Raw genomic sequence first — 19829 nt, 5'->3', positions numbered from 1 at the left:
AAAGCACGAATGAGCTTAAAAAATTTTATGAATTTATAAAAAAAGAGTTTGAAAGTGGCAAAAATACATTTGAAATTCTAAAATCTGTCGCTCAAAACAGAGTGGATAAAATGGCGTGAGCTAAGCTCATTTGATTTGGTGTAAATTTTGCATATTTGTTATCTCTTTGTTGTTGGTGTTTGAGCTTTGATTTAGAGCGTCTGGGTAGAATTTAGCCAAAGCCTCCTTTTCATCGCTATTTAGCCCCTCTTTGCCGACATTTTCAAGTTTGATTTTTGCAGCGATTGCAGCTTGGACTTTTAGCTTCTCATTGCTAATTGTGCGGTTTAGCTCACGCTCAATGGTGTCGCTAGTAAAGCTAAATCCGCTTGGCTGGGTTATTAAAGAGCTTATGTAGTCGCTTTTTTGAAAGTATTTATCCACGCCTTTGATACTTACTTGTGTGATTTTCATCCCTGCATTATTAATCCATCCAAACTCCGTAAAATACAAATTTATCTATTAAAATCTTTATTGTTAAAGGTCGTTGCAAAAATCCACAAAAGCCCTAAACATTATAAATTTTCTTATGCCTATTTATCGCCTCTTTTAGGGCTGCTTCAAGCTCTTTTTCATCGCCCTTTTGGCTGTCGTGCGTGTTTGCTAGGATCGCCTCCATATTTTTCTCAACATAGCTCGTGTCAAAAAATCCACGCCTAAATTCACGAGATTTGCTAATTGAGAGCAAAAATGGGATTATCGTTTTAACGCCCTCAATTGTAAATTCCTCCAATGCCCTTTCAAGTTTATTTACCATTAAATCATAATCTGTCGCCTTGACGATGAGCTTTGCAACGAGCGAATCGTAATATGGCGGGATCTCATAATCTTTATAAGCGTGGCTATCGACCCTAACTGACGGCCCAAGTGCTGGGTAGTAGCCGGTGATTTTGCCCGGTGCTGGGATGAAATTTTGCCATACATTTTCAGCCGTGATACGTGCTTCAATGGCGTATCCTTGCGGTTTTATGTCGCTTTGTTCTAGCTCTAAAATCTCGCCAGCTGCCGTCCTAATCTGCCTAACGACCAAATCCACGCCAGTAATCTCTTCTGTCACGCCGTGTTCAACCTGAATTCTTGTATTCATCTCCATAAAGTAAAATTTATTGTCATCATCTAGCAAAAACTCAATCGTGCCGACATTTGAATACCCAACAGCCTTTGCAGCTGCCACAGCCGTCACGCCCATAATCTTGCGTAAATTTTCGCTAATTGATGGGCAGGGTGCGATCTCAATTATCTTTTGGTGCCTTCGCTGGATTGAGCAGTCGCGCTCGCAAAGGTGTATGATATTGCCGTAGTTATCGCCTAGGATTTGAAATTCAATGTGGCGTGGATTTACCACGAGCTTCTCCATAAAAACTTCGTCGTTGTTAAAATACGCCTTTGCCTCTCGTTTGCACGAATTATAGGCATCTTCAAGCTCACTCTCATCATAGACCTTTCTAATGCCACGTCCGCCACCGCCACCACTTGCCTTTAAAATCACTGGATAGCCGATTTTTTTGGCGTAGTCTTTGATTTTGCTCATCGGCTCATCGTTTAGCTTCTCAGTGCCCGGCACTATTGGAATTCCATTTTGTTTCATCAAATAACGAGCGATATTTTTATCGCCCATTTTGCGAATCACATCTGATTTTGGGCCAATAAAAATCAGTCCGCTATCTTCTACAAGCTTTGCAAATTCGTAATTTTCGCTTAAAAAGCCATAGCCCGGATGAATGGCGTCAGCACCGCACTCTTTTGCCACTTTAACGATACTAGCGGCATCAAGATAGCCTTTTAGCGGGTCTTCGCCTATCATATGTGCCTCATCAGCGACCTTTACGTGCAGACACCCAGCGTCTGGTTTTGTATAAATTGCGACACTTTGAATGTGTAAATCGCGACACGCACGCACCACTCTAACAGCGATTTCACCGCGGTTTGCGATGAGAATTTTATGGATCATCTAATGTCCTTTAAAAAGTAATGCGTAATGGTAGTAAAAAATCTCTAAAATTTTATTAAATTAGCCTAAAATTTTATCTCGCATTTATTATTTTTTGTTTAAAATGCATTTATTTTTAAGGATCAAAAATGGCATTTCAAAGAGAGTTGTGGCAGAAATTTTACGAAAATGCGTGGGATTACAGAGCAAAAATAATACAAAAAGCCCTGCGGGGAGGGGCAAACAGCTATCAGGCGATAAAGGAGCTTGCAAAAATTGAGCGAATTTATAGCCTAGAACAAGATGAAAACGGCGAAATTTTGCTAAAAAAGCGTGAGATTGAAAACGGCAACTCGCTTTCATTTGCCGATGTGAGCGTGTTAAGAGCGACTTCAATGAGTGGCAAATATCTGGCTGTTCCACAGCATTGTAGCTTTAATTTTGCCGATTTTTTGATAGACGTTTTTGAGGGTAGCGGCGGCGATTATGATTGTATTATTGAGCTTGGCTGCGGTTATGGTAGGAATTTATTTGATATTTTTTATCGTGGCGGTAGGCGTGATTTGGCGTATTTTGGTGGAGAATTTACCCAAAGTGGCGTGAAAATCGCAAATGAACTTGCCAAAGCCACGCCAAATATGAACGCGAAATTTTTTCATTTTAACCACTTAGAGCCAAATTTAGATGAGATAAAATCGCTAAATTTTAAACGTGCCTTTGTCTTTACGTGCCACACGATTGAGCAGGTGTTTAAAATCCCAGATAATTGGTTTAAAGTGGTCGCAAATGTCGCTAATTACGTGCGTTGTGTGCATTTAGAGCCGTATGGATTTCAGTCAAAAATTTTAGGTGAAGCAAGTCTTGTACAGGAGAAATTTATAAAAGAGCAGGGCTGGAATTTAAATTTTTTAGAAGAGCTGCTTAATGCAAATAGGCGTGGCGAGATCGTTTTTGATGAAAGTGTGCTTGAAATCGGCTTTGGCGATAGCACAAATCCCGGCTCAATCGCTTGCTGGTATGCAAAAAATAATGGCTAAAATGAAAAATTTGCTAAATTTTCTTGACAATTAAAATTTTTTTAGCTATCATACGGCTTTTTAATGAGGTAGTGGCAGAAACTCACGCTACGGGGTGTAGCGCAGTCTGGTTAGCGCATCTGGTTTGGGACCAGAGGGCCGAAGGTTCGAATCCTTTCACCCCGACCATTTCAGATGGTGAGTGTAGCTCAGTCGGTTAGAGCATCAGATTGTGGTCCTGAGGGTCGTGGGTTCGATTCCCATCACTCACCCCATTTTGGGCGCTCGTAGCTCAATTGGATAGAGCGACAGACTTCGGATCTGTAGGTTATGGGTTCGACTCCTATCGGGCGCGCCACTTTGTTTTTATGCGCTCATAGCTCAGCTGGATAGAGCAACAGCCTTCTAAGCCGTAGGTCTCAGGTTCGAATCCTGATGGGCGTACCACCTTACTATTGTTGCGGATGTGGTGAAATTGGCAGACACGCCAGACTTAGGATCTGGTGCTTCACAGCGTGGAGGTTCAAGTCCTCTCATCCGCACCACTTCAAATTTTCATCCGCTTTTTTGAATTTTTTAATCCAAAACAAATCAAGTTTACATTTTTTATTTTCAAAAAATGTGTAACACAAGCATAAAAATTATTGTAAATTTTTAAATTAAGCCTGACTTCGGACTGATTTTAGGGCGATAAAGGAGCGTTTTAGGGCTGGTTTTTATTTTCAAAGTGCTAGCGATGATTTGCAAAAATTTTATAAAAGCATAAATTTTAACCCAAAAATGGGCGAGGTTGATAGCATTTCAAACCAGCTTTTACTAATCGCAACAATCCTAAAAAACGAGCTTGATGAGACACACCAAAAGCTTTTGGTGTCATTTTTAACCGGCTTTTTCTTGCCTTACGCCATGCCTTTGTCGCTGGATTTAATGCAAATTTCAAAGAGCAGTTTTTATAAATCAATGGGCTATTTTCTAGCCGAATTTTGCCAAAATCTACAAGAAATTTTTAAAATCAAAAAGGGGTAAGCACACGCTAAATTTGCCTTTTAGCTAAAAAATAGATGCTCTATTAAAATTTTACATCCTAAAAGTATTAAAATCACTCCGCCAAGAATGAGTGCCCTTTTTTCAAGCCAAGCACCAAGCATTTTGCCGATAAAAAACGCCAAAACACAAAGCACAAAGCAGACAACGCCAATTAGCAAACACACGCTAAAAATGCTAATCTCCTCAAACGCAAAAGTCACGCCAACAGCGAGCGCGTCAATGCTAGTAGCAACCGCACCAAGCAGGATTTGCTTAAAGCCAAGACGGCTAAAATCTGGCTCATATTCATCATTTTTGCTTTCTTTTATCATTTTTATGCCTAAAAATGCAAGGATAAAAAACGCCACAAAATGGTCAATTTGCACGATAAAACCAGCAAAACCAAGCCCCAAAAAGTAGCCTAAAAACGGCATAAACGCCTGAAAAAAGCCAAAAATGGCAGAAATTTTTAAAATATCAAAAATTTTTATACCCTTAAAACTCGCCCCATTTGCCACGCAAAGTGCAAAGCTATCCATCGCCAAAGCAAAGGCTAAAACGCTAAAAACTAACATAAATTATCCTTTAAAAAAGCGGATATTTTAGCTAAAAAAGCTTAACTTAAATGCTTTTTTGTTAAACTTGGCGGTTTATTAAAATATCATTAAATTTTCATAAACAAAGGACAATGATGAAAAAATCACTGATTTTTGCTATTTTTTTAGCTTTAAATTTAAATGCGATTGACCTAAATGATGCGATAAATTCGGCTAAAATTTTAGCCACTTCACAAAAGAGTGGCGATTATAAAACGCTAGTAACAAATGCCCTAAACGCCTCTGTAAATGAGCTAAGCAAAAACGGCTTTTTAAACAACAAAACCGCTAAAATTCCGCTACCTTCATCGCTTCAAACGGCTGCAAATTTAGCCAAAAAAGTAGGTGGCGAAAAATGGGCAAATGAGCTAAGTAGCCAAATTAACCAGAGTGCGACAAAGGCGGTCGGCGGGGCGTCAAATGTATTTTTAGATGTGATTAAAAATATGAGCGATGACGATATAAAAAAGGCGTTTTCAAGCGGATTTACAAAGTATTTGCAAGAAAATTCCAGCCAAAAATTATCAGCCGTTTTTAAACCAATAATCTCTGAAATGATGAGCAAAAACAGCTTTGCAACCGCCTACAATGGGCTAAATTCTTACGTTAAAGGCAGTGATTTATTAAAGGGCGAAACGGCTAAAAACATTAAAAATTTAGCCTCAAATTTCGGTGCTAGCGAGTATATCCCAAATGGCGACGAGGATTTAAACGACTATATCACAAGAAAGACGCTTGACGGGCTTTTTGCCGTGATGGGCGAAAAAGAGAGCAGTTTAAGGGGCAGTGGGACAAAGATTTTAGGCGATTTTTTAAAATAAATTTGGGGGGGGGGGTGAGATGAGTGAATTTAGGGCTGATTTGGGTATGATTTTTGTAGCCGTTGCCTTTGGGCTTGGCTACTTGCCTACGGCATTAGCAGTGGGGAGCAATGACGTTTTTGTCCTGCTTTTTTGGCGGTTTTTTATAGCTTGTTTGCTTGTTGGGGCTATCTTTTTTAGGCGACTTAAAAATATCGGCAAAAACGAGCTAAGATATGGATTTTTGCTTGGTGTTTTTGTGTTTTTGGGCTTTGTTAGCTCGGCTTTTGCACTAAAATTTACAGCTAGTTCAAGCGTTGCGTTTATTGTTGGTTTAAATGTCGTTTTGGTGCCGTTTATTGCAAACGTGATGTTTAAGCATAAAATTTACGCTTATGCCTATTTTGGCGTGGGACTTGCGGTTGTCGGGCTTTATTTGGTCGGCAACACCGAGCTTGGCTTTGGCTGGGGCGAAATTTTGGCATTAGTTTGCGCTGTGGCTTACTCGTTTCATATTGTTTTTACCAGCCGTTTTGTGCAAAAATGCGACCTTTTTGGGCTTGTTTTTATGCAAACTATCGCCCTTTGTGCCTTTTGTTTAATCGCCGTTTATCTTATCAGCGATGTTAGCATCGTGCCAGTTTTTGATAGAAATTTCATCATCGCAATGGTCTTTACAGCACTCATCGGCACGGCGTTTGGGTCGTTTGCACAAGCCCTAATGCAACGCTACACCACGCCAGTAAAGGTGGCAATATTTTTTACCTTAGAGCCAGTCACGGCTGGGGTCGCTGGCGTGGTCGTGGGCGGCGAAATTTTAAGTTTGCTTCAAATTTTTGGGGCATTTTTGATTATTTTTGGCGTTTTAGTAAGCGAAGTCGGCAGCTATTTAAGGGCAAAAAATGGTTAATCGCTCAAAGGAATTTTACGCCGATTTTGCCCTTGTCATCGTGGCTTTAATCTGGGGCGTAACCTTTTTGCCAATGGCTTTGGCACTTAAAACAAACGGCGTTTTTGTCCTGCTTTTTTGGCGGTTTTTAATTGCCTTTATCTTAATGTCCTTAATCTCGCTAAAATTTGTTAAAAAAATTGACCTAAATAGCGTAAAATACGGCTTAATCGTGGGTGTTTTTTTATTTGGTGGCTTTGCACTTCAAACCTTTGCCTTAAAATTCACATTTAGCTCCACCGTTGCCTTTATTACGGGGCTTGTCGTGATTTTCGTGCCGTTTTTAGTCTTCGTGATGTTTAAGACCAAAATTCGCCTTTACTCATACGTTGGGGCGATTTTAGCGACGATTGGACTTTATATCCTTTGTGACGGCGAGTTTGGCTTTGGCTGGGGCGAGTTTTTAAGCCTACTTTGTGCCTTTGCTTACGCTTTTGAGATAGTTTTGGCTGGATATTTTGTCAAAAAATGCGAAATTTTCACAATGGTGGCGACTGAATTTTTAATAGTTTGCCTTTTAAGCCTTGCTTGTGCCGTCGCTTTTGATGGACGAGTTTTGCCGGTTTTTGATAGAGAATTTATCGTAGCTGTGGGCATTACAGCGACCTTTGCGACCGTTTTTGCATTTTTCGTGCAAAACCTAGCCCAACGCTACACCACGCCAGTTAAAACCGTGCTAATCTTAACGCTTGAACCAGTCGGTGCTGGCGTGATAGGCTACTATTTTGGTGGCGAAATTTTAACATCGTGGCAGATTTTTGGAGCGATTATCATTTTAGTTGGAATTTTAGTGAGCGAAATTGGCTCATATTTTGTGCAAAATTTAAGGGGGCAAAGATGAAAATTACCGAGTTTAAAGCAGACCTTGCACTGCTTTTAACGGCGTTTATTTGGGGTGCGGCACTTTTGCCGATTGTGGCTTCGCTTAAAACAAACGATGTTTTTACGATTGTGTTTTGGCGATTTTTTATCTCGGCGATTTTGATTGGAATTTTAGCGTTAAAATTTGATAAATTTTTTGATAAAAACGCCCTAAAATACGGAGCAATGCTTGGTTTTACGCTATTTTTGGGCGTGAGTTTTCAAACAACAGCCCTAAAATACACCTACTCATCAAGCGTTTCGTTTATTGTCGCGCTCTATGTCGTTTTAGTGCCGTTTATTTCGTGGCTATTTTTTCGCCAAAAGGTGCGAATTTACGCCTATTTTGGCATTATTTTTGGTGCGATTGGACTTTATTTAATGCAAAAAAATTTGCAGTTTTTGCTTGGCAGGGGCGAGTTTTTTAGCGTTTGTTCAGCCCTTGCACTTGCCCTTCATATCGTGCTTATGGGGCATTTTACGAAAAAATCGGAGCTTTTTACATTTTTAATGTCGCAGTTTTTTGTTATCGCACTTTGTTCGCTCATCTTTTCGCTCACATTTCGTGGCGGTGTCGTGCCAAATTTTGACAGAGCATTTATAAACGCAATGCTTTTTACCATTTTTTTATCCACGATTTTGGGATTTAGCGTTGAGGGGCTTATGCTTCGCTACACGACACCGATTAAGGCGGCGATAATTTTTATTTTTAAGCCAGTTACGGCTGGATTTTTGGGCTATTTTTTGGGTGGCGAAAATTTAACGCCAACGCAAATTTTAGGTGCTTGTATCATTGTTTTTGGAATTTTAATCACAGAATTTGGCTCATATCGGCAAAAAATTTCAAATAAAAGTTAAATTTTAAGCTAACTTTTATGGCGGGGGTATAATGCACCTTATTTTTTAAGGAGCAAAAATGAAAAAAATAGCAAACAAAATCGCAATGACTGGTTTAGTCGTGGCTAGTGCTTTTGGCGATGGCGGTTTTATCGGATTTGAAGGCGGTTCAACACGCACGGATATAAGATACGGTGCACACGACATAGTCCCACAAATTAGCGTGAGAGCTGGATATGCCACGAAAAACTACAAATACTACTTTGGCTACGTTTATAACGCACAAGCTAAAAAAGACCACGCTAGATTTAACAGAGTAGGCACAGAAAAGTGGCAGAGCCAAAATTTTATCTTTGGGGCTGATGTAACGCCTGAAATTTCAAAAGATATAAGGTTTGTTGCTGGTGCTTATGCTGGTTATTCTTATATGAATTTAGACTTAGAAGCCCCAAGCACAGGCTATTCTTCTAGCGATAATGCGGGCGGATTTTTGGCTGGTTTAAAGAGCGGTTTGATATTTGATTTAAAAAATGGCGATGAATTTGAGCTGGGCGTAAAAGCGGATAAAACGTGGTATAAAAAGACTGCCGAGCTTAAAAAGCAAAGAGAGACAAAAATTAGCACCTATATCGGTTATAATTACAAATAAAATCGCCTAAAATAAGCAAAAATCAAGGCTGGGGGGGGGGGTATAATGCACCTTATTTTTTAAGGAGCAAAAATGAAAAATTTGACTATAAAAGCCCTAGCTGTTGGCGTTTGTGCGGTTAGTTTTGCTATGGCTGACGGGTCGTATTTTGGCGTAAATGGCGGCTACTCAAACGTGAAAATTGATGATTTTAAAGAGAGTGTGCCGACATTTGGTATAGTCGGCGGTGCTGACTTTGATACGCATAGAATTTACGGCGGATATAATTACAACACACAGGCAAAAGAGAACTATTTTGAGGATGATTTAAAAGGAGATGCTAAGGTAAGCTCGCACGAATTTATCGTGGGTGCTGACCTTACGCCAGAGATTTCATCATCATTTAGGCTATTTTTAGGCAGTTATCTTGGTCTTTTGGTGGGTCAATTTAAGGCAAATGCCACTGACGGGACGATAAGTGTCTCTACTCGTGAAACCTTGACCGGATTTTTAGTGGGTGCTAGGGCTGGTATGCTTTTTGATTTAAACGAGGCAAATCAGATAGAATTTGGCGCTAAGGTGGATAAGACTTGGTTTAAAGACGGCGATATTTTTAAAGATATAAAACAGACAAAATACGGCGGATATGTAGGCTATAACCATAAATTCTAAAATATCAAAAAAGCGATTTTGCCTTTTTGCTACATTGATTTTTGTAAAAATTTAAAGCCAAAGTGCTATTTTTAGAGCCATAAATTTAGCCAAAAAGGGCGATTTTTGGTTTAGTGGCTTAGAGAATAATTTGCAAGCAAATTTTAGTCGCCAAGTAATCTAATTTAAAATTCCAAAATAATCAAAAAGGCGATTTTTGCCTTTTTGCTACATTGATTTTTATGGCTTTATAAGCTACGAATTATGGGTTGATTTTTGTAAAAATTAAATCCAAACGCTGTTTTAGAGCCATAATTTTAGTCAAAAAAGGGCGATTTTTGGTTTAGTAATTTAGAAATTTTAGCCACTAAAATCAAAAACGGCTAATTTAAAACAATAGCGTTTAGCCTAAGTTTATTTGCAAAATTTTAAATCCAAACGTTATTTTTACTGCCTTTGGCTTTGAAATTTAATTAGTTTAACCCCAAGCAATCATAAATGCTATATTTGCCGTTTGGTTGATTTACCAGCCAAAGAGCCGATTTTATCGCACCTTTGGCAAAGGTTGCGCGTGATGTTGCCGTATGATTTAGCTCTATAAATTCGCCATCATTGTAAAATCCAGCCGTGTGTCGTCCGACGATATCGCCACCACGAAGTGCCATTACAGCGATTTCATCCTTGCTTCTAGTGCCAATTAGCCCCTCTCTGCCAGTTATCATCACCTCTTTTAAATCAAGGTTTCTAGCGACTGCGGCGTGTTCGGCTAGGGTCAGTGCTGTGCCACTTGGGGCATCCTTTTTGTGGCGGTGGTGCATTTCGGTTATTTCAATGTCAAAATCACGAAGAGCGTTTGAGGCAAGGGCTACAAGGCGGTTTAACACTGCTACGCCAAGACTCATATTTGTTGAGTATAAAATCGGCATAGTGCTTGATGCTAGCTCAATCAAACTAGCCCCCTCATCGCCAAGTCCAGTCGTGCCGATAACTAGCGGTTTTGGGTCGGTTCTAGCGTGATTTATGAGATTTAATGCACCCTGTTTTATCGTAAAATCAATAACTACATCAGAATTTGCAAAAAGCTCATCAAGCCTGTTTGTAACAATCGCATCTTTTGGCAGATTGTGCTTAATCTCATCAAGGCTGTAAGCCACGCTAAGCCTTGCAAATTCGCTCTCATTTAGGCATTCTATTAGCTCTTTGCCCATTTTGCCACTTGCACCGTGTATGCCGATATTTACCATTTTTTTATCCTTTATTCACTCTCTTCGTTTAGTTTTTTTCGCACTTTTACGCTTAAAATACTAGCACCATCCATCTTTCTTACTTCATAAAAGCAGTTTTTATCTTCGGTCTTATCGCCTACGACTGGCAACCTGCCGATTAGGTTAAACACATATCCGCCAATCGTAACCTGATCAAGCTCATCATCAAAGCTAATATCAAGCAACTCCTCAACGCTCTCTAAATCAAATCTGCCGTTAAATTCATAGATATTTTCGTTGATTTTTCGGTATTGAGCGGCGTTCTCATCGTGCTCATCGTTTAAGTCGCCAAGGACCTCTTCCATAATGTCCTCCATTGTTAAAATTCCGCTCGTGCCGCCATATTCATCAACGACAAGAGCGGCTGATTTTTGCTCCTTATTCATCAAAACGATGATTTTTGAGATTGAAAGGCTCTCTGGGACGATTAAAAATTCACGCACGATATTATCAAAGCTCTTTTGTTTGTTTTCGCCAAAGTGAATTTGTAAAATATCCCTTATGTGAATCATCCCCAAAACTGCGTCTTTTGAGCCATCTATGTAAGGGTAGCGAGTGTATTTTGACTCAAAAATCACTGCTAAATTTTCATCAAAGCTCTTTTGTTTATTGATGCAAACCATATCACGGCGAGGCGTCATAATCTCCTTTGCCACCGTGTCTGAAAAATCCACTGCGTTTTTTATGATTTCGGTTTCAAAACTATCAAGCACACCGCCTTTTAGGCTCTCGCCGACGATGATTTTTATCTCCTCTTCTGAGTGTGCCACCTCACCCTCTTTGGCTGGTTTTATGCCTAAAATTTTAAGCCCAACGGCAGCAAGTAGGTCAAATGCCTTAATCACTGGCGATAAAATCACCCAAAAAACATAGAGTGGGCGGGCGATTTTTAGCACCGAGCTTTCGGCTTTTGCGATTGCGACTGATTTTGGGATAAGCTCGCCAGCTACGACGTGAAGCAGTGTAATTAGCGTAAATGCAATGGCAAATGAGGTCGTATGCACCATTATTTCGTTTGCACCAAAAAATTTTGACATCGGTGCTTCAATGAGCCTAGCGACCGCTGGCTCGCCAATCCAACCAAGTGCTAGCGAACTAAGCGTAATGCCAAGCTGTGTGGCTGAAAGATAGGTGTCAAGATGATTTGACATTTGGTAGGCTAACTCGGCGTTTGGGGTTTTTTCTTTAATAAGCTCTTCAAGGCGAGATTTTCGCACTTTAACAAGGGCAAATTCTGAAAGAACAAAAAAGGCGTTAAGAAGTATAAAAAATATCGCAAGAGCGATCATAAAAAGCGAATTTTCGCTACTGGGGCCCAAAATAAAATCCTTTGTTTTAAGATAAAAATGTGGCAATTATAGCAAAAAATGTTTGAAATTTAAAATGTATTTTAAATAGTTTTTTGTAAAATCACTGAAAATTTTTCAAAAAAAGGATAAAAATGAAACGAATAATCCAAACTCACAACGCTCCACAAGCCATAGGTCCATACTCTCAGGCGGTTATGGCAAATGGATTTTTATTCATTTCAGGTCAGCTTGGGGTTGATGCAAATGGGAATTTTGCAGGCGACAGCGTAGAAGCACAAGCAGAGCAGAGCCTAAAAAACATAAAAAGCATTTTAACGGCTGCTGATTTGGACTTTGAAAATATCGTAAAAACGACAATTTTTCTAGCAAATATGGACGATTTTAGCAAGGTAAATGAAATTTATGCGAAATTTTTTACTAGCGACTATCCAGCACGTAGCACCGTTGCTGTAAAAACCCTGCCAAAAAATGCCTTGGTTGAGATTGAGAGCATTGCTGTAACAAAATAAGCCCAACTTTGGGCTTATTAGCCGTAAAACACAGCATCAAACGTGTGCCTAACCGCACCGCTAAAAAATATCTTGCCATTTCTTAGTGATAATCCAAGCTTTTCGCCACTTTTTGGATAGACGCTAACTTGCTCATTTAGCCCAAAATTTCGCACCGCGCCGTAAAAACAAGCAGCCATACCAGTCCCACAAGCAAAGGTTTCATCCTCCACCCCACGCTCAAAAGTCCTAACAAACAATTTGCCGTCAATTATCTTTGCAAAATTCACATTTGCGTTGTATTTTTGCCTTAAATTTCTAGCTAAATCTAGGCTAAAATCATCTAAATTTTGACAAAAATGCACAAGATGAGGCACGCCAGTATCGTAAAAATGCCACGTTTTGCCCTCTTCGTTTAAATTTTCATCTAAAATTTTTGGACTTGTTAGCTCAACCTCAACAACATCATCGCTAACTGCCCCACTTATCACGCCAGCACCAGTTAAAAGCGTTGAGTTTTTGCCAATTAAGCCATTTTTGTAAGCGTATAAAAATGCTGCTCGTGAGCCATTGCCACACATATTTGCGTGCGAGCCGTCGGAGTTGTAAAACTCCCATTTTATGGCGTTTTCGTGCGGTAAAATCACGATTAATCCGTCCGCTCCAATGCCGTTTTGTCTATCGCAAATTTTAACCGCTAAATCGCTTCTGTCTTTGCTAAAAAAGGTGTGAAAAATGGCAAAGTCGTTGCCGTTTGCGTTGTATTTTGAAATTTTCATCACGCTGTCCTTTAAAATTTTGCGTTATTTTACCTTTTGTTTGCTAAAATGCAAAATTTCAATGAAATAAATTTTTAGACAAGATAAAATGACAAACCAATTAAGGAGCAAATATGAAATTTTCGGGTAAAAATGTGTTAATCACGGGTGCAAGTCGTGGTATCGGAGCACAGATTGCAAGGACTTTGGCACAAATGGGGCTAAAAGTGTGGATAAACTACCGCTCAAAGCCAGAGATTGCCGATGCTTTGGCTGATGAGATAAACAAAAATGGTGGCACAGCAGCGGTTATAAATTTTGACGTTACAGATGAAGATGAGTTTATAAAGGGTATAAATTTAATCGTTGATACCGACGGCGAGTTAAGCTATCTTGTAAATAACGCTGGTATCACAAACGACAAACTAGCACTTCGTATGAAAACTGATGAATTTACAAGCGTGATTGAAGCAAACCTTACTTCATCGTTTATTGGTTGCCGTGAGGCACTTAAAGTGATGAGTAAAAAACGCTTTGGAGCGGTCGTAAATATCGCCTCAATTGTCGGCGAAACAGGTAACGCTGGGCAGGTTAATTACTCAGCAAGTAAGGGTGCGATGATAGCGATGAGTAAGAGCTTTGCAAAAGAGGGTGCAAGTAGAAATGTCCGTTTTAATACCATAACGCCAGGATTTATTCAAACCGATATGACGGCTGTTTTAAGCGATGAGGTTAAGAAGGCTTATGTTGAAAATATCCCGCTAAAAAGGCTTGGCGAGGCTAGTGAGATAGCAAACGGCGTGGCGTTTTTATTAAGCGATTATGCAAGTTATATTACTGGCGAAACGCTAAAAATTAACGGCGGACTTTATATGTAAGGCTTTATTTAAGTTTAAATATTATAAAATAGGCACGATTTTTTACAAGGAGAACAAAAATGGCAATATTTGAAGATGTTAGAGATGTGGTTGTAGAACAGCTAAGTGTTGAGCCAGATGCTGTAAAACTAGAGTCAAAAATCATTGAAGACCTAGGTGCTGACAGCCTTGACGTTGTTGAGCTTGTTATGGCTCTTGAAGAGAAATTTGAAGTAGAAATTCCAGATAGCGAAGCAGAAAAACTAATTAGCATTTCTGACGTTGTAAATTATATAGAAAAACTCGGCAAATAAGCCCTTTTAAAGGAGATGTGTTGAAGCGAGTCGTAGTAACAGGTATAGGTATGATAACCGCACTTGGGCTTGATAAAGAGAGCTCTTTTAAGGCTATTTGCGAAGGCAAAACCGGAGTAAAACGCATAACTTCGTTTGATGTTAGCGAGTTCCCAGTGCAAATAGCAGCTGAGATTACGGACTTTGACCCACTTAGCGTCTTTGACGGCAAAGAGGTAAAAAAGGTAGATCGCTTCATACAGCTTGGCGTAAAAGCCGCAAAAGAAGCTATGCAGGACGCGAATTTTAGCGATTTTGATAGCACTACATTTGGCGTAAGCTCGGCTGCTGGTATCGGCGGTCTGCCAAATATTGAGAAAAATTCTCAAACATTAGTAGAAAAGGGCGTGAGAAAAATTTCGCCTTTTTTCATCCCCTCAGCTCTTGTTAATATGCTTGGTGGCATAGTTTCAATCAATCATAAACTTCAAGGACCAAATTTATCAAGTGTTACCGCTTGTGCCGCTGGCACTCACGCACTTTCACAAGGCGCAAAGTGTATAATGCTAGGACAGGCTGATAAAATGCTAGTTGTCGGTGCTGAATCAACGATTTGTGGCGTTGGTGTTGGCGGATTTGCCGCTATGAAGGCACTCTCAACAAGAAACGACGACCCAGAACACGCCTCACGCCCATTTGATGGCGATAGAGATGGCTTTGTAATGGGCGAGGGTGCTGGCGCTTTGGTGCTTGAAGAGTATGAGGCAGCAAAGGCAAGAGGGGCTAGAATTTACGCTGAAATAGTCGGTTTTGGCGAGAGCGGAGATGCATATCATATCACTTCGCCAACGCTTGAAGGTCCGGCAAATGCGATGAAACAAGCCCTAAAAATGGCTGGGAATTTAAAGATTGATTACGTAAATGCACACGGCACATCAACGCCTACAAATGACAAAAACGAAACAGCAGCCCTAAAAGAAATTTTTGGCACAAACTGCCCACCAGTAAGCTCAACAAAGGGACAAACCGGACACTGCTTAGGCGGTGCTGGTGCGATTGAGGCGGTTATTTCGGTTATGGCGATACGTGATGGCATTATCCCACCGACCATAAATCAAATCACGCCAGACCCTGATTGCGACCTAGACTACGTGCCAAACGTAGCTAGAAAGGCGGAGTTAAAGGCTGTAATGAGTAACTCATTTGGCTTTGGTGGCACAAACGGCTCGGTAATTTTTAAGAAAGTAGATTAAAATGTCAAGCTATTTGGATTTTGAAAAGAGCATAAAACAGATAGATGATGATATTGCAACGGCGAAAATTCGTGGCGATGAGCACGCCGTTGAGATTTTAAATAAAAATTTAGAAAAAGAGGTCACAAAGGTCTATAAAAACCTAAACGAATACCAGCGTTTGCAGTTAGCACGCCACCCAGACCGCCCTTATGCGATTGACTACATTAGGGCGTTGCTTACTGATTGTTATGAAATTCACGGCGACAGAGCGTATAGAGATGACCCTGCTATTGTTTGCTATATCGGTTATTTAAGCGGTCAAAAGGTCGTGGTAATTGGCGAACAAAAGGGCAGAGGCACGAAAAACAAGCTAAAACGAAATTTTGGTATGCCTCATCCCGAGGGCTACCGAAAGGCGTTAAGAGTGGCAAAAATGGCTGAAAAATTTGCCCTGCCGATACTATTTTTAATTGACACTCCGGGTGCGTATCCGGGCGTTGGTGCAGAAGAGCGAGGTCAGAGCGAGGCTATCGCTAGAAATCTTTTTGAATTTGCAAATTTAAAAACTCCAACAATAGCCGTAGTCATCGGCGAAGGTGGCAGTGGTGGAGCGCTCGCAATAGGCGTTGCTGATAGACTTGCGATGATGAAAAACTCGGTCTTTTCGGTTATTTCGCCAGAGGGTTGTGCGGCGATTTTGTGGAATGACCCACTCAAACAAGAACAAGCCACAAAGGTGATGAAAATCACAGCCGATGATTTAAAGTCGCTAAAACTCATTGATGATGTTATACCAGAGCCGATAAATGGGGCTCATAGAGATAAGGTAAGTGCTGCAAAGGCACTTGGCGAGTATTTTTTAACCGAACTTGCAAAGCTAAAAGAGCTAAATATTAACGAGCTTGTTGAAAAAAGGGTTGAGAAAATTCTCTCAATCGGTGCTTACGAAGAGTAAATGCCTAAAACTAGCGAATTTTTAGACATTTGCTACTTTAAATCGCCAATTTGTGTTTTAGAAATTTTAGCTACAAAAGATGCTGTTTGCGAGATTAATTTTGTTAAAGATTATCAAAAAGTAGCGGTTAAAAATGAAATTTTAAATCTCTGTTTAGCCGAGCTTGATGCCTATTTTAACGGCACTTTGCAAAATTTTCGCACGCCAGTTAGACTTTATGGCACTTTATTTATGCAAAAAATTTACGCCCAGCTTTTAAAAATCCCCTACGCAACGACAATCACCTACAAAGAGTTAGCCCAAAACGCCGGATTTAAAAACGCATTTAGAGCAGCTGGCACAGCAAACGCAAAAAACAAAATCCCAATCATAATCCCCTGCCACAGGGTCGTTAGCGTGTGCGGACTTGGCGGATATTCTGGCTTTGGTGGCGTTAAAACCAAGCAATTTTTGCTAAATTTAGAAAAAAGCTTTTTAAACCAAAACTCATAAAAAACTCAATATAATCGCATAATCTAAACTACAAGGACAAGCGATGAAATTTCAAAAGGTAAGACAAGCCATTGAGGATTTAAGAAATGGCAAAATGATTGTTATGGTTGATGATGAGGATAGAGAAAACGAAGGAGATATCGTATTTGCCGCTGCTTTAAGCGATATGGCAAAGGTAAATTTTACAATCACTCAGGCAAAGGGGATTTTGTGCCTAGCTATGGATGAGGCCAACGCAAAACGCCTAAATCTGCCACTTATGGTGGATAAAAACACTTCAAGCCACGAGACGGCTTTTACCATTACAATTGACGCAAAGTGCGTAACCACCGGCGTTAGCGCCTATGAGCGCGACATTACGATGAGACTTGCTGCTGACCCACTCTCAAAGCCAGAGGACTTTGTCCGCCCCGGACACATATTCCCACTCATTGCTAAAAACGGCGGAGTCTTAGAACGAACCGGACACACCGAAGGCTCGGTTGATTTGTGCCGTTTGGCTGGGATTGTACCAATGGCAGCCATTTGTGAGATTGTAAAAGATGATGGCACAATGGCAAGGCGCGATTATTTAGAAATTTTTTGCAAACAGCACGGCATAAATATGGTCGCCGTTTCAGATTTGGTTGAATACCGCCTAAACAGCGAGAGCCTAATAGATGTAAAAGAGCCGATTTTATCGGAGCTTTGCGGATTTAAGGCATTAAAATACGAGATAAAAGATCACAAAAACCAAACTCACGTGGCATTTACTTTTGGCGAAATTTTGCCAAAAACAAACGTGAAATTCCACAAAATCGCCAAAGATTACGAGCTTTTAAGTAGTCAAAAATTTGATGAGTTTATGCAAGGCGTGAAATTTTTAAGCCAAAACGGCGGAGTTTTAGTCTTTTTAGACAGCGATACAAACGGCGAAAACACCAAAGACTACGGCATCGGCGCACAAATTTTAAAGCACTTTGGCATTAGCGAGATTGAGCTTTTAAGCTCAAATAAAAAAGAATTTGTCGGCATTAGCGGATTTGGGCTAAATATCGTCGCTTACAGGTAAGCCTTGAATATCAACCAAGCACTGGCAAAAAGCCCAAATTTGGCAGTTTTGTGCATTGATGAGAGCGGTAAAATTAGCTTTATAAATAAAAAATTTGAGAGCATTTTTGTCCTTGCTTCAAAGTCATTTTTGGGGCAAAATTTAGAAAATTTAGTAAAAAATGTCGCCCAACTCTCATTTTTGGTAGAAATTTTTAACCAAAAATTAAGTAGCAAAAATTTATTTGAAAATATCATCGTTAAAGATGGCTCATATTTTCGTATAAATGTCGCAAATGTCCTAAAAAACGGCACTCTCTTTGACGGATTAATCGTTACAGCAAGCGACATAAGCTACGAAAAAGCCCTTGAAAATGAAAAAATCAAGCAAACACATATGCTAAGTCTAAACTCAAAAATGGCAAGTCTTGGCGAGATGATGAGTGCCATATCTCATCAGCACCAAAGCCCCATAAATGCGGTGTTTTTAAGCCTTGATGAGATTAGCGAGTGTGTTAAAAACGGCGATTTGGCTGCCATAAATTCACATATTTTAAGGGTAAAGCAGGGGCTAAAACTGATGAATGAAACGACAAACGCCTTTGTGAAATTTTACAAAAACGATGAGAAAATTAGCAAAGTCAGCCTTGATTTACTAATAAATGAGCTGGTTTTTATCGTCCGCCAAAAGCTAAATGAGCGTGGAATTTCGCTTGAAATCATCTACGATAAGAGCCAAAAATACGCCATAAAAAGTAACGGCGCACAGATAAAACAGATCCTTTTAAGTCTAATCTCAAACGCAAAAGACGCCCTAAATTATAAAAACCAAGCCCCAAAAATCACGATTTGCCTTGAAAAAAGTGGCAATGAGTTTATAATTAGCGTCGCTGATAACGGCACTGGCATTAGGCAAAAAAATATGATTTTTGAGCCGTTTTTTACCACAAAAAACAAAAGTGGCACTGGTATGGGGCTTTACGTCGCACGCCTTTTGGCTCAAAATTTAGGCGGAGATTTAAGGCTAAAAAGCCCAAAAAATCCTACAAAATTTTCGCTACATTTACAGGATAAAGCAAAATGTATGCAAAGATAAAAGAGATTTTAAAGGGTGTGAGAATTTTAATCGTTGATGATGATGAGCTCTTGCTTGACGCCCTAAAACAGGCACTTTTAGGCTATGTAAGCGAAATTTTTACAGCCTTAAATTCGCACGAAGCCATTGAAATTTTCACTCAAAAATCGCCAAATTTAATCCTAACTGACATAAATATGCCAAAGCTAAGCGGTCTTGAAATGGCAAAAATCATCAGGCAAAGCGACCAGAGCGTGCCGATTTTGTTTCTAACGGCTTATGATAGCGATGAAAATATCTTTAAAGCTATTGATCTTAAAAGCGTTGGAGTGCTTAAAAAGCCGTGCGAAAAGCGCGATTTGATAATGAAGCTTTCATTTATCGCAAACAGCTTTCAAAGCGATTTTGCAAGTATAAATTTAGGCAACGGCTTTACTTTTAACGCATTTTCAAAGGAGCTTTTTAAGGATAAAAAGGCTGTAAGCTTAACAAAAAAAGAACGTGAAATTCTTCATCTATTTTTAAAAAATCAAAACCGAATCGTAACCTTTGAAATGCTTGCAAACTGCGTTTGGTATGATGAGAGTTGCACGCTAGATACGATACGCTCGTTTGTTTATAAGCTTCGCAAAAAGCTTTATAGCGAGCTTATTTTAAACGCGCAGGGGCTTGGCTACAAGCTAAATTTACAGCACGAAAACCTACGAACTCAAAACGAAATCAGATATATCTAAAAATC

23 protein-coding genes and 5 tRNA genes are annotated in these 19829 nt (G+C 39.8%); 22 read left to right on the top strand and 6 right to left on the bottom strand.

Annotation, left to right across the window (positions count from 1 at the left end; translation table 11 throughout):
• Positions 1 to 126: 126 nt before the first annotated feature.
• Both NYG85_RS06930 and NYG85_RS06925 read right to left on the bottom strand, forming a co-directional pair.
• Positions 127 to 453, bottom strand: a complete 327-nt coding sequence (locus NYG85_RS06930) for a hypothetical protein (RefSeq protein ID WP_284937756.1) — start codon at positions 451 to 453, stop codon at positions 127 to 129.
• Positions 454 to 547: 94 nt separating this feature from the next.
• Complete coding sequence (locus tag NYG85_RS06925) at positions 548 to 1990, bottom strand: acetyl-CoA carboxylase subunit A (protein ID WP_284937755.1); 1443 nt, start codon at positions 1988 to 1990, stop codon at positions 548 to 550.
• A gap of 128 nt (positions 1991 to 2118) precedes the next feature.
• Here NYG85_RS06925 and NYG85_RS06920 point away from each other — a divergent pair, with 128 nt between their 5' ends.
• From NYG85_RS06920 to NYG85_RS06890, 7 genes are all read left to right on the top strand, one after another.
• On the top strand, positions 2119 to 3006 hold the full coding sequence (locus tag NYG85_RS06920; RefSeq protein ID WP_284937754.1) for a hypothetical protein: 888 nt from the start codon (positions 2119 to 2121) through the stop codon (positions 3004 to 3006).
• A 90-nt stretch (positions 3007 to 3096) separates the two neighbouring features.
• Positions 3097 to 3174: transfer RNA gene (locus NYG85_RS06915), tRNA-Pro, on the top strand.
• Positions 3175 to 3183: 9 nt separating this feature from the next.
• Positions 3184 to 3260, top strand: a tRNA-His gene (locus tag NYG85_RS06910).
• Positions 3261 to 3266: 6 nt separating this feature from the next.
• Positions 3267 to 3343: transfer RNA gene (locus NYG85_RS06905), tRNA-Arg, on the top strand.
• Positions 3344 to 3355: 12 nt separating this feature from the next.
• Positions 3356 to 3432, top strand: a tRNA-Arg gene (locus NYG85_RS06900).
• Between the two features lie 13 nt (positions 3433 to 3445).
• Positions 3446 to 3530: transfer RNA gene (locus tag NYG85_RS06895), tRNA-Leu, on the top strand.
• A 196-nt stretch (positions 3531 to 3726) separates the two neighbouring features.
• Positions 3727 to 4011, top strand: coding sequence for a hypothetical protein (locus NYG85_RS06890; RefSeq protein WP_284937753.1), 285 nt, complete (start codon positions 3727 to 3729; stop codon positions 4009 to 4011).
• 20 nt (positions 4012 to 4031) lie between these two features.
• Here NYG85_RS06890 and NYG85_RS06885 read toward each other — a convergent pair whose 3' ends face one another.
• On the bottom strand, positions 4032 to 4586 hold the full coding sequence (locus NYG85_RS06885) for a manganese efflux pump MntP (protein ID WP_284937752.1): 555 nt from the start codon (positions 4584 to 4586) through the stop codon (positions 4032 to 4034).
• A 116-nt stretch (positions 4587 to 4702) separates the two neighbouring features.
• Here NYG85_RS06885 and NYG85_RS06880 point away from each other — a divergent pair, with 116 nt between their 5' ends.
• The 6 genes from NYG85_RS06880 (at position 4703) to NYG85_RS06855 (ending at position 9354) form a co-directional block, all read left to right on the top strand.
• A complete protein-coding gene (locus NYG85_RS06880; protein ID WP_284937751.1) occupies positions 4703 to 5428 on the top strand; it encodes a DUF4197 domain-containing protein in 726 nt (241 codons plus the stop codon).
• A gap of 19 nt (positions 5429 to 5447) precedes the next feature.
• Positions 5448 to 6317, top strand: coding sequence for a DMT family transporter (locus tag NYG85_RS06875; RefSeq protein WP_284937750.1), 870 nt, complete (start codon positions 5448 to 5450; stop codon positions 6315 to 6317).
• Positions 6310 to 7197, top strand: coding sequence for a DMT family transporter (locus NYG85_RS06870; RefSeq protein ID WP_284937749.1), 888 nt, complete (start codon positions 6310 to 6312; stop codon positions 7195 to 7197). Before NYG85_RS06875 ends, NYG85_RS06870 begins: the two co-directional genes overlap by 8 nt.
• Complete coding sequence (locus NYG85_RS06865) at positions 7194 to 8075, top strand: DMT family transporter (RefSeq protein WP_284937748.1); 882 nt, start codon at positions 7194 to 7196, stop codon at positions 8073 to 8075. The genes NYG85_RS06870 and NYG85_RS06865 overlap by 4 nt, the downstream gene beginning before the upstream one ends.
• A gap of 58 nt (positions 8076 to 8133) precedes the next feature.
• On the top strand, positions 8134 to 8703 hold the full coding sequence (locus tag NYG85_RS06860) for a hypothetical protein (RefSeq protein WP_284937747.1): 570 nt from the start codon (positions 8134 to 8136) through the stop codon (positions 8701 to 8703).
• A gap of 72 nt (positions 8704 to 8775) precedes the next feature.
• Entirely contained in the window at positions 8776 to 9354 is a 579-nt protein-coding gene (locus NYG85_RS06855; RefSeq protein WP_284937746.1) for an outer membrane beta-barrel protein, read from the top strand.
• Between the two features lie 452 nt (positions 9355 to 9806).
• On the opposite strand, the gene dapB is transcribed toward NYG85_RS06855, so the two are convergent.
• Together dapB and NYG85_RS06845 are read right to left on the bottom strand one after the other, a co-directional pair.
• Positions 9807 to 10577 (bottom strand): 4-hydroxy-tetrahydrodipicolinate reductase, encoded by a 771-nt coding sequence (gene dapB, locus NYG85_RS06850; protein ID WP_284937745.1) that lies wholly within the window; start codon positions 10575 to 10577, stop codon positions 9807 to 9809.
• A gap of 11 nt (positions 10578 to 10588) precedes the next feature.
• Positions 10589 to 11917: a hemolysin family protein gene (locus NYG85_RS06845; protein ID WP_284937744.1), complete on the bottom strand. Its 1329-nt coding sequence runs from the start codon at positions 11915 to 11917 to the stop codon at positions 10589 to 10591.
• Between the two features lie 122 nt (positions 11918 to 12039).
• Here NYG85_RS06845 and NYG85_RS06840 point away from each other — a divergent pair, with 122 nt between their 5' ends.
• Positions 12040 to 12417: a RidA family protein gene (locus NYG85_RS06840; protein WP_284937743.1), complete on the top strand. Its 378-nt coding sequence runs from the start codon at positions 12040 to 12042 to the stop codon at positions 12415 to 12417.
• A gap of 17 nt (positions 12418 to 12434) precedes the next feature.
• Here the strand turns inward: NYG85_RS06840 and dapF are convergent, their stop codons facing one another.
• Positions 12435 to 13175 carry a diaminopimelate epimerase gene (gene dapF, locus NYG85_RS06835; protein ID WP_284937742.1) on the bottom strand — a complete coding sequence of 247 codons (741 nt, stop codon included), beginning with the start codon at positions 13173 to 13175 and terminating at the stop codon, positions 12435 to 12437.
• 113 nt (positions 13176 to 13288) lie between these two features.
• On the opposite strand from dapF, the gene fabG reads away from it, so the two are divergent.
• Genes fabG through NYG85_RS06795 form a run of 8 tightly spaced genes read left to right on the top strand, consistent with a single transcriptional unit; the run spans position 13289 to position 19824 of the window.
• Positions 13289 to 14032 carry a 3-oxoacyl-ACP reductase FabG gene (fabG, locus tag NYG85_RS06830; RefSeq protein WP_284937741.1) on the top strand — a complete coding sequence of 248 codons (744 nt, stop codon included), beginning with the start codon at positions 13289 to 13291 and terminating at the stop codon, positions 14030 to 14032.
• A 59-nt stretch (positions 14033 to 14091) separates the two neighbouring features.
• Complete coding sequence (gene acpP, locus NYG85_RS06825) at positions 14092 to 14325, top strand: acyl carrier protein (protein WP_284937740.1); 234 nt, start codon at positions 14092 to 14094, stop codon at positions 14323 to 14325.
• Between the two features lie 20 nt (positions 14326 to 14345).
• Positions 14346 to 15557 carry a beta-ketoacyl-ACP synthase II gene (locus NYG85_RS06820; RefSeq protein WP_284937739.1) on the top strand — a complete coding sequence of 404 codons (1212 nt, stop codon included), beginning with the start codon at positions 14346 to 14348 and terminating at the stop codon, positions 15555 to 15557.
• 1 nt (position 15558) lies between these two features.
• Positions 15559 to 16494: an acetyl-CoA carboxylase carboxyl transferase subunit alpha gene (accA, locus tag NYG85_RS06815; RefSeq protein ID WP_284937738.1), complete on the top strand. Its 936-nt coding sequence runs from the start codon at positions 15559 to 15561 to the stop codon at positions 16492 to 16494.
• Positions 16495 to 16986 carry a methylated-DNA--[protein]-cysteine S-methyltransferase gene (locus tag NYG85_RS06810; RefSeq protein WP_284937737.1) on the top strand — a complete coding sequence of 164 codons (492 nt, stop codon included), beginning with the start codon at positions 16495 to 16497 and terminating at the stop codon, positions 16984 to 16986.
• Between the two features lie 43 nt (positions 16987 to 17029).
• Positions 17030 to 18037, top strand: a complete 1008-nt coding sequence (locus NYG85_RS06805; RefSeq protein ID WP_284937736.1) for a bifunctional 3,4-dihydroxy-2-butanone 4-phosphate synthase/GTP cyclohydrolase II — start codon at positions 17030 to 17032, stop codon at positions 18035 to 18037.
• A 3-nt stretch (positions 18038 to 18040) separates the two neighbouring features.
• Positions 18041 to 19111 carry a PAS domain-containing sensor histidine kinase gene (locus NYG85_RS06800; protein ID WP_284937735.1) on the top strand — a complete coding sequence of 357 codons (1071 nt, stop codon included), beginning with the start codon at positions 18041 to 18043 and terminating at the stop codon, positions 19109 to 19111.
• Complete coding sequence (locus tag NYG85_RS06795; RefSeq protein ID WP_284937734.1) at positions 19096 to 19824, top strand: response regulator transcription factor; 729 nt, start codon at positions 19096 to 19098, stop codon at positions 19822 to 19824. The genes NYG85_RS06800 and NYG85_RS06795 overlap by 16 nt, the downstream gene beginning before the upstream one ends.
• The last annotated feature ends 5 nt before the right edge of the window (positions 19825 to 19829 follow it).

The sequence above is a fragment of the Campylobacter gastrosuis genome, from assembly GCF_030249845.1.
In the GTDB taxonomy this organism is placed as follows: Bacteria; Campylobacterota; Campylobacteria; order Campylobacterales; family Campylobacteraceae; genus Campylobacter_A; species Campylobacter_A gastrosuis.
Note: the sequence above shows the minus strand (reverse complement) of the source record. Positions and strands in the feature narration are given on the sequence as shown.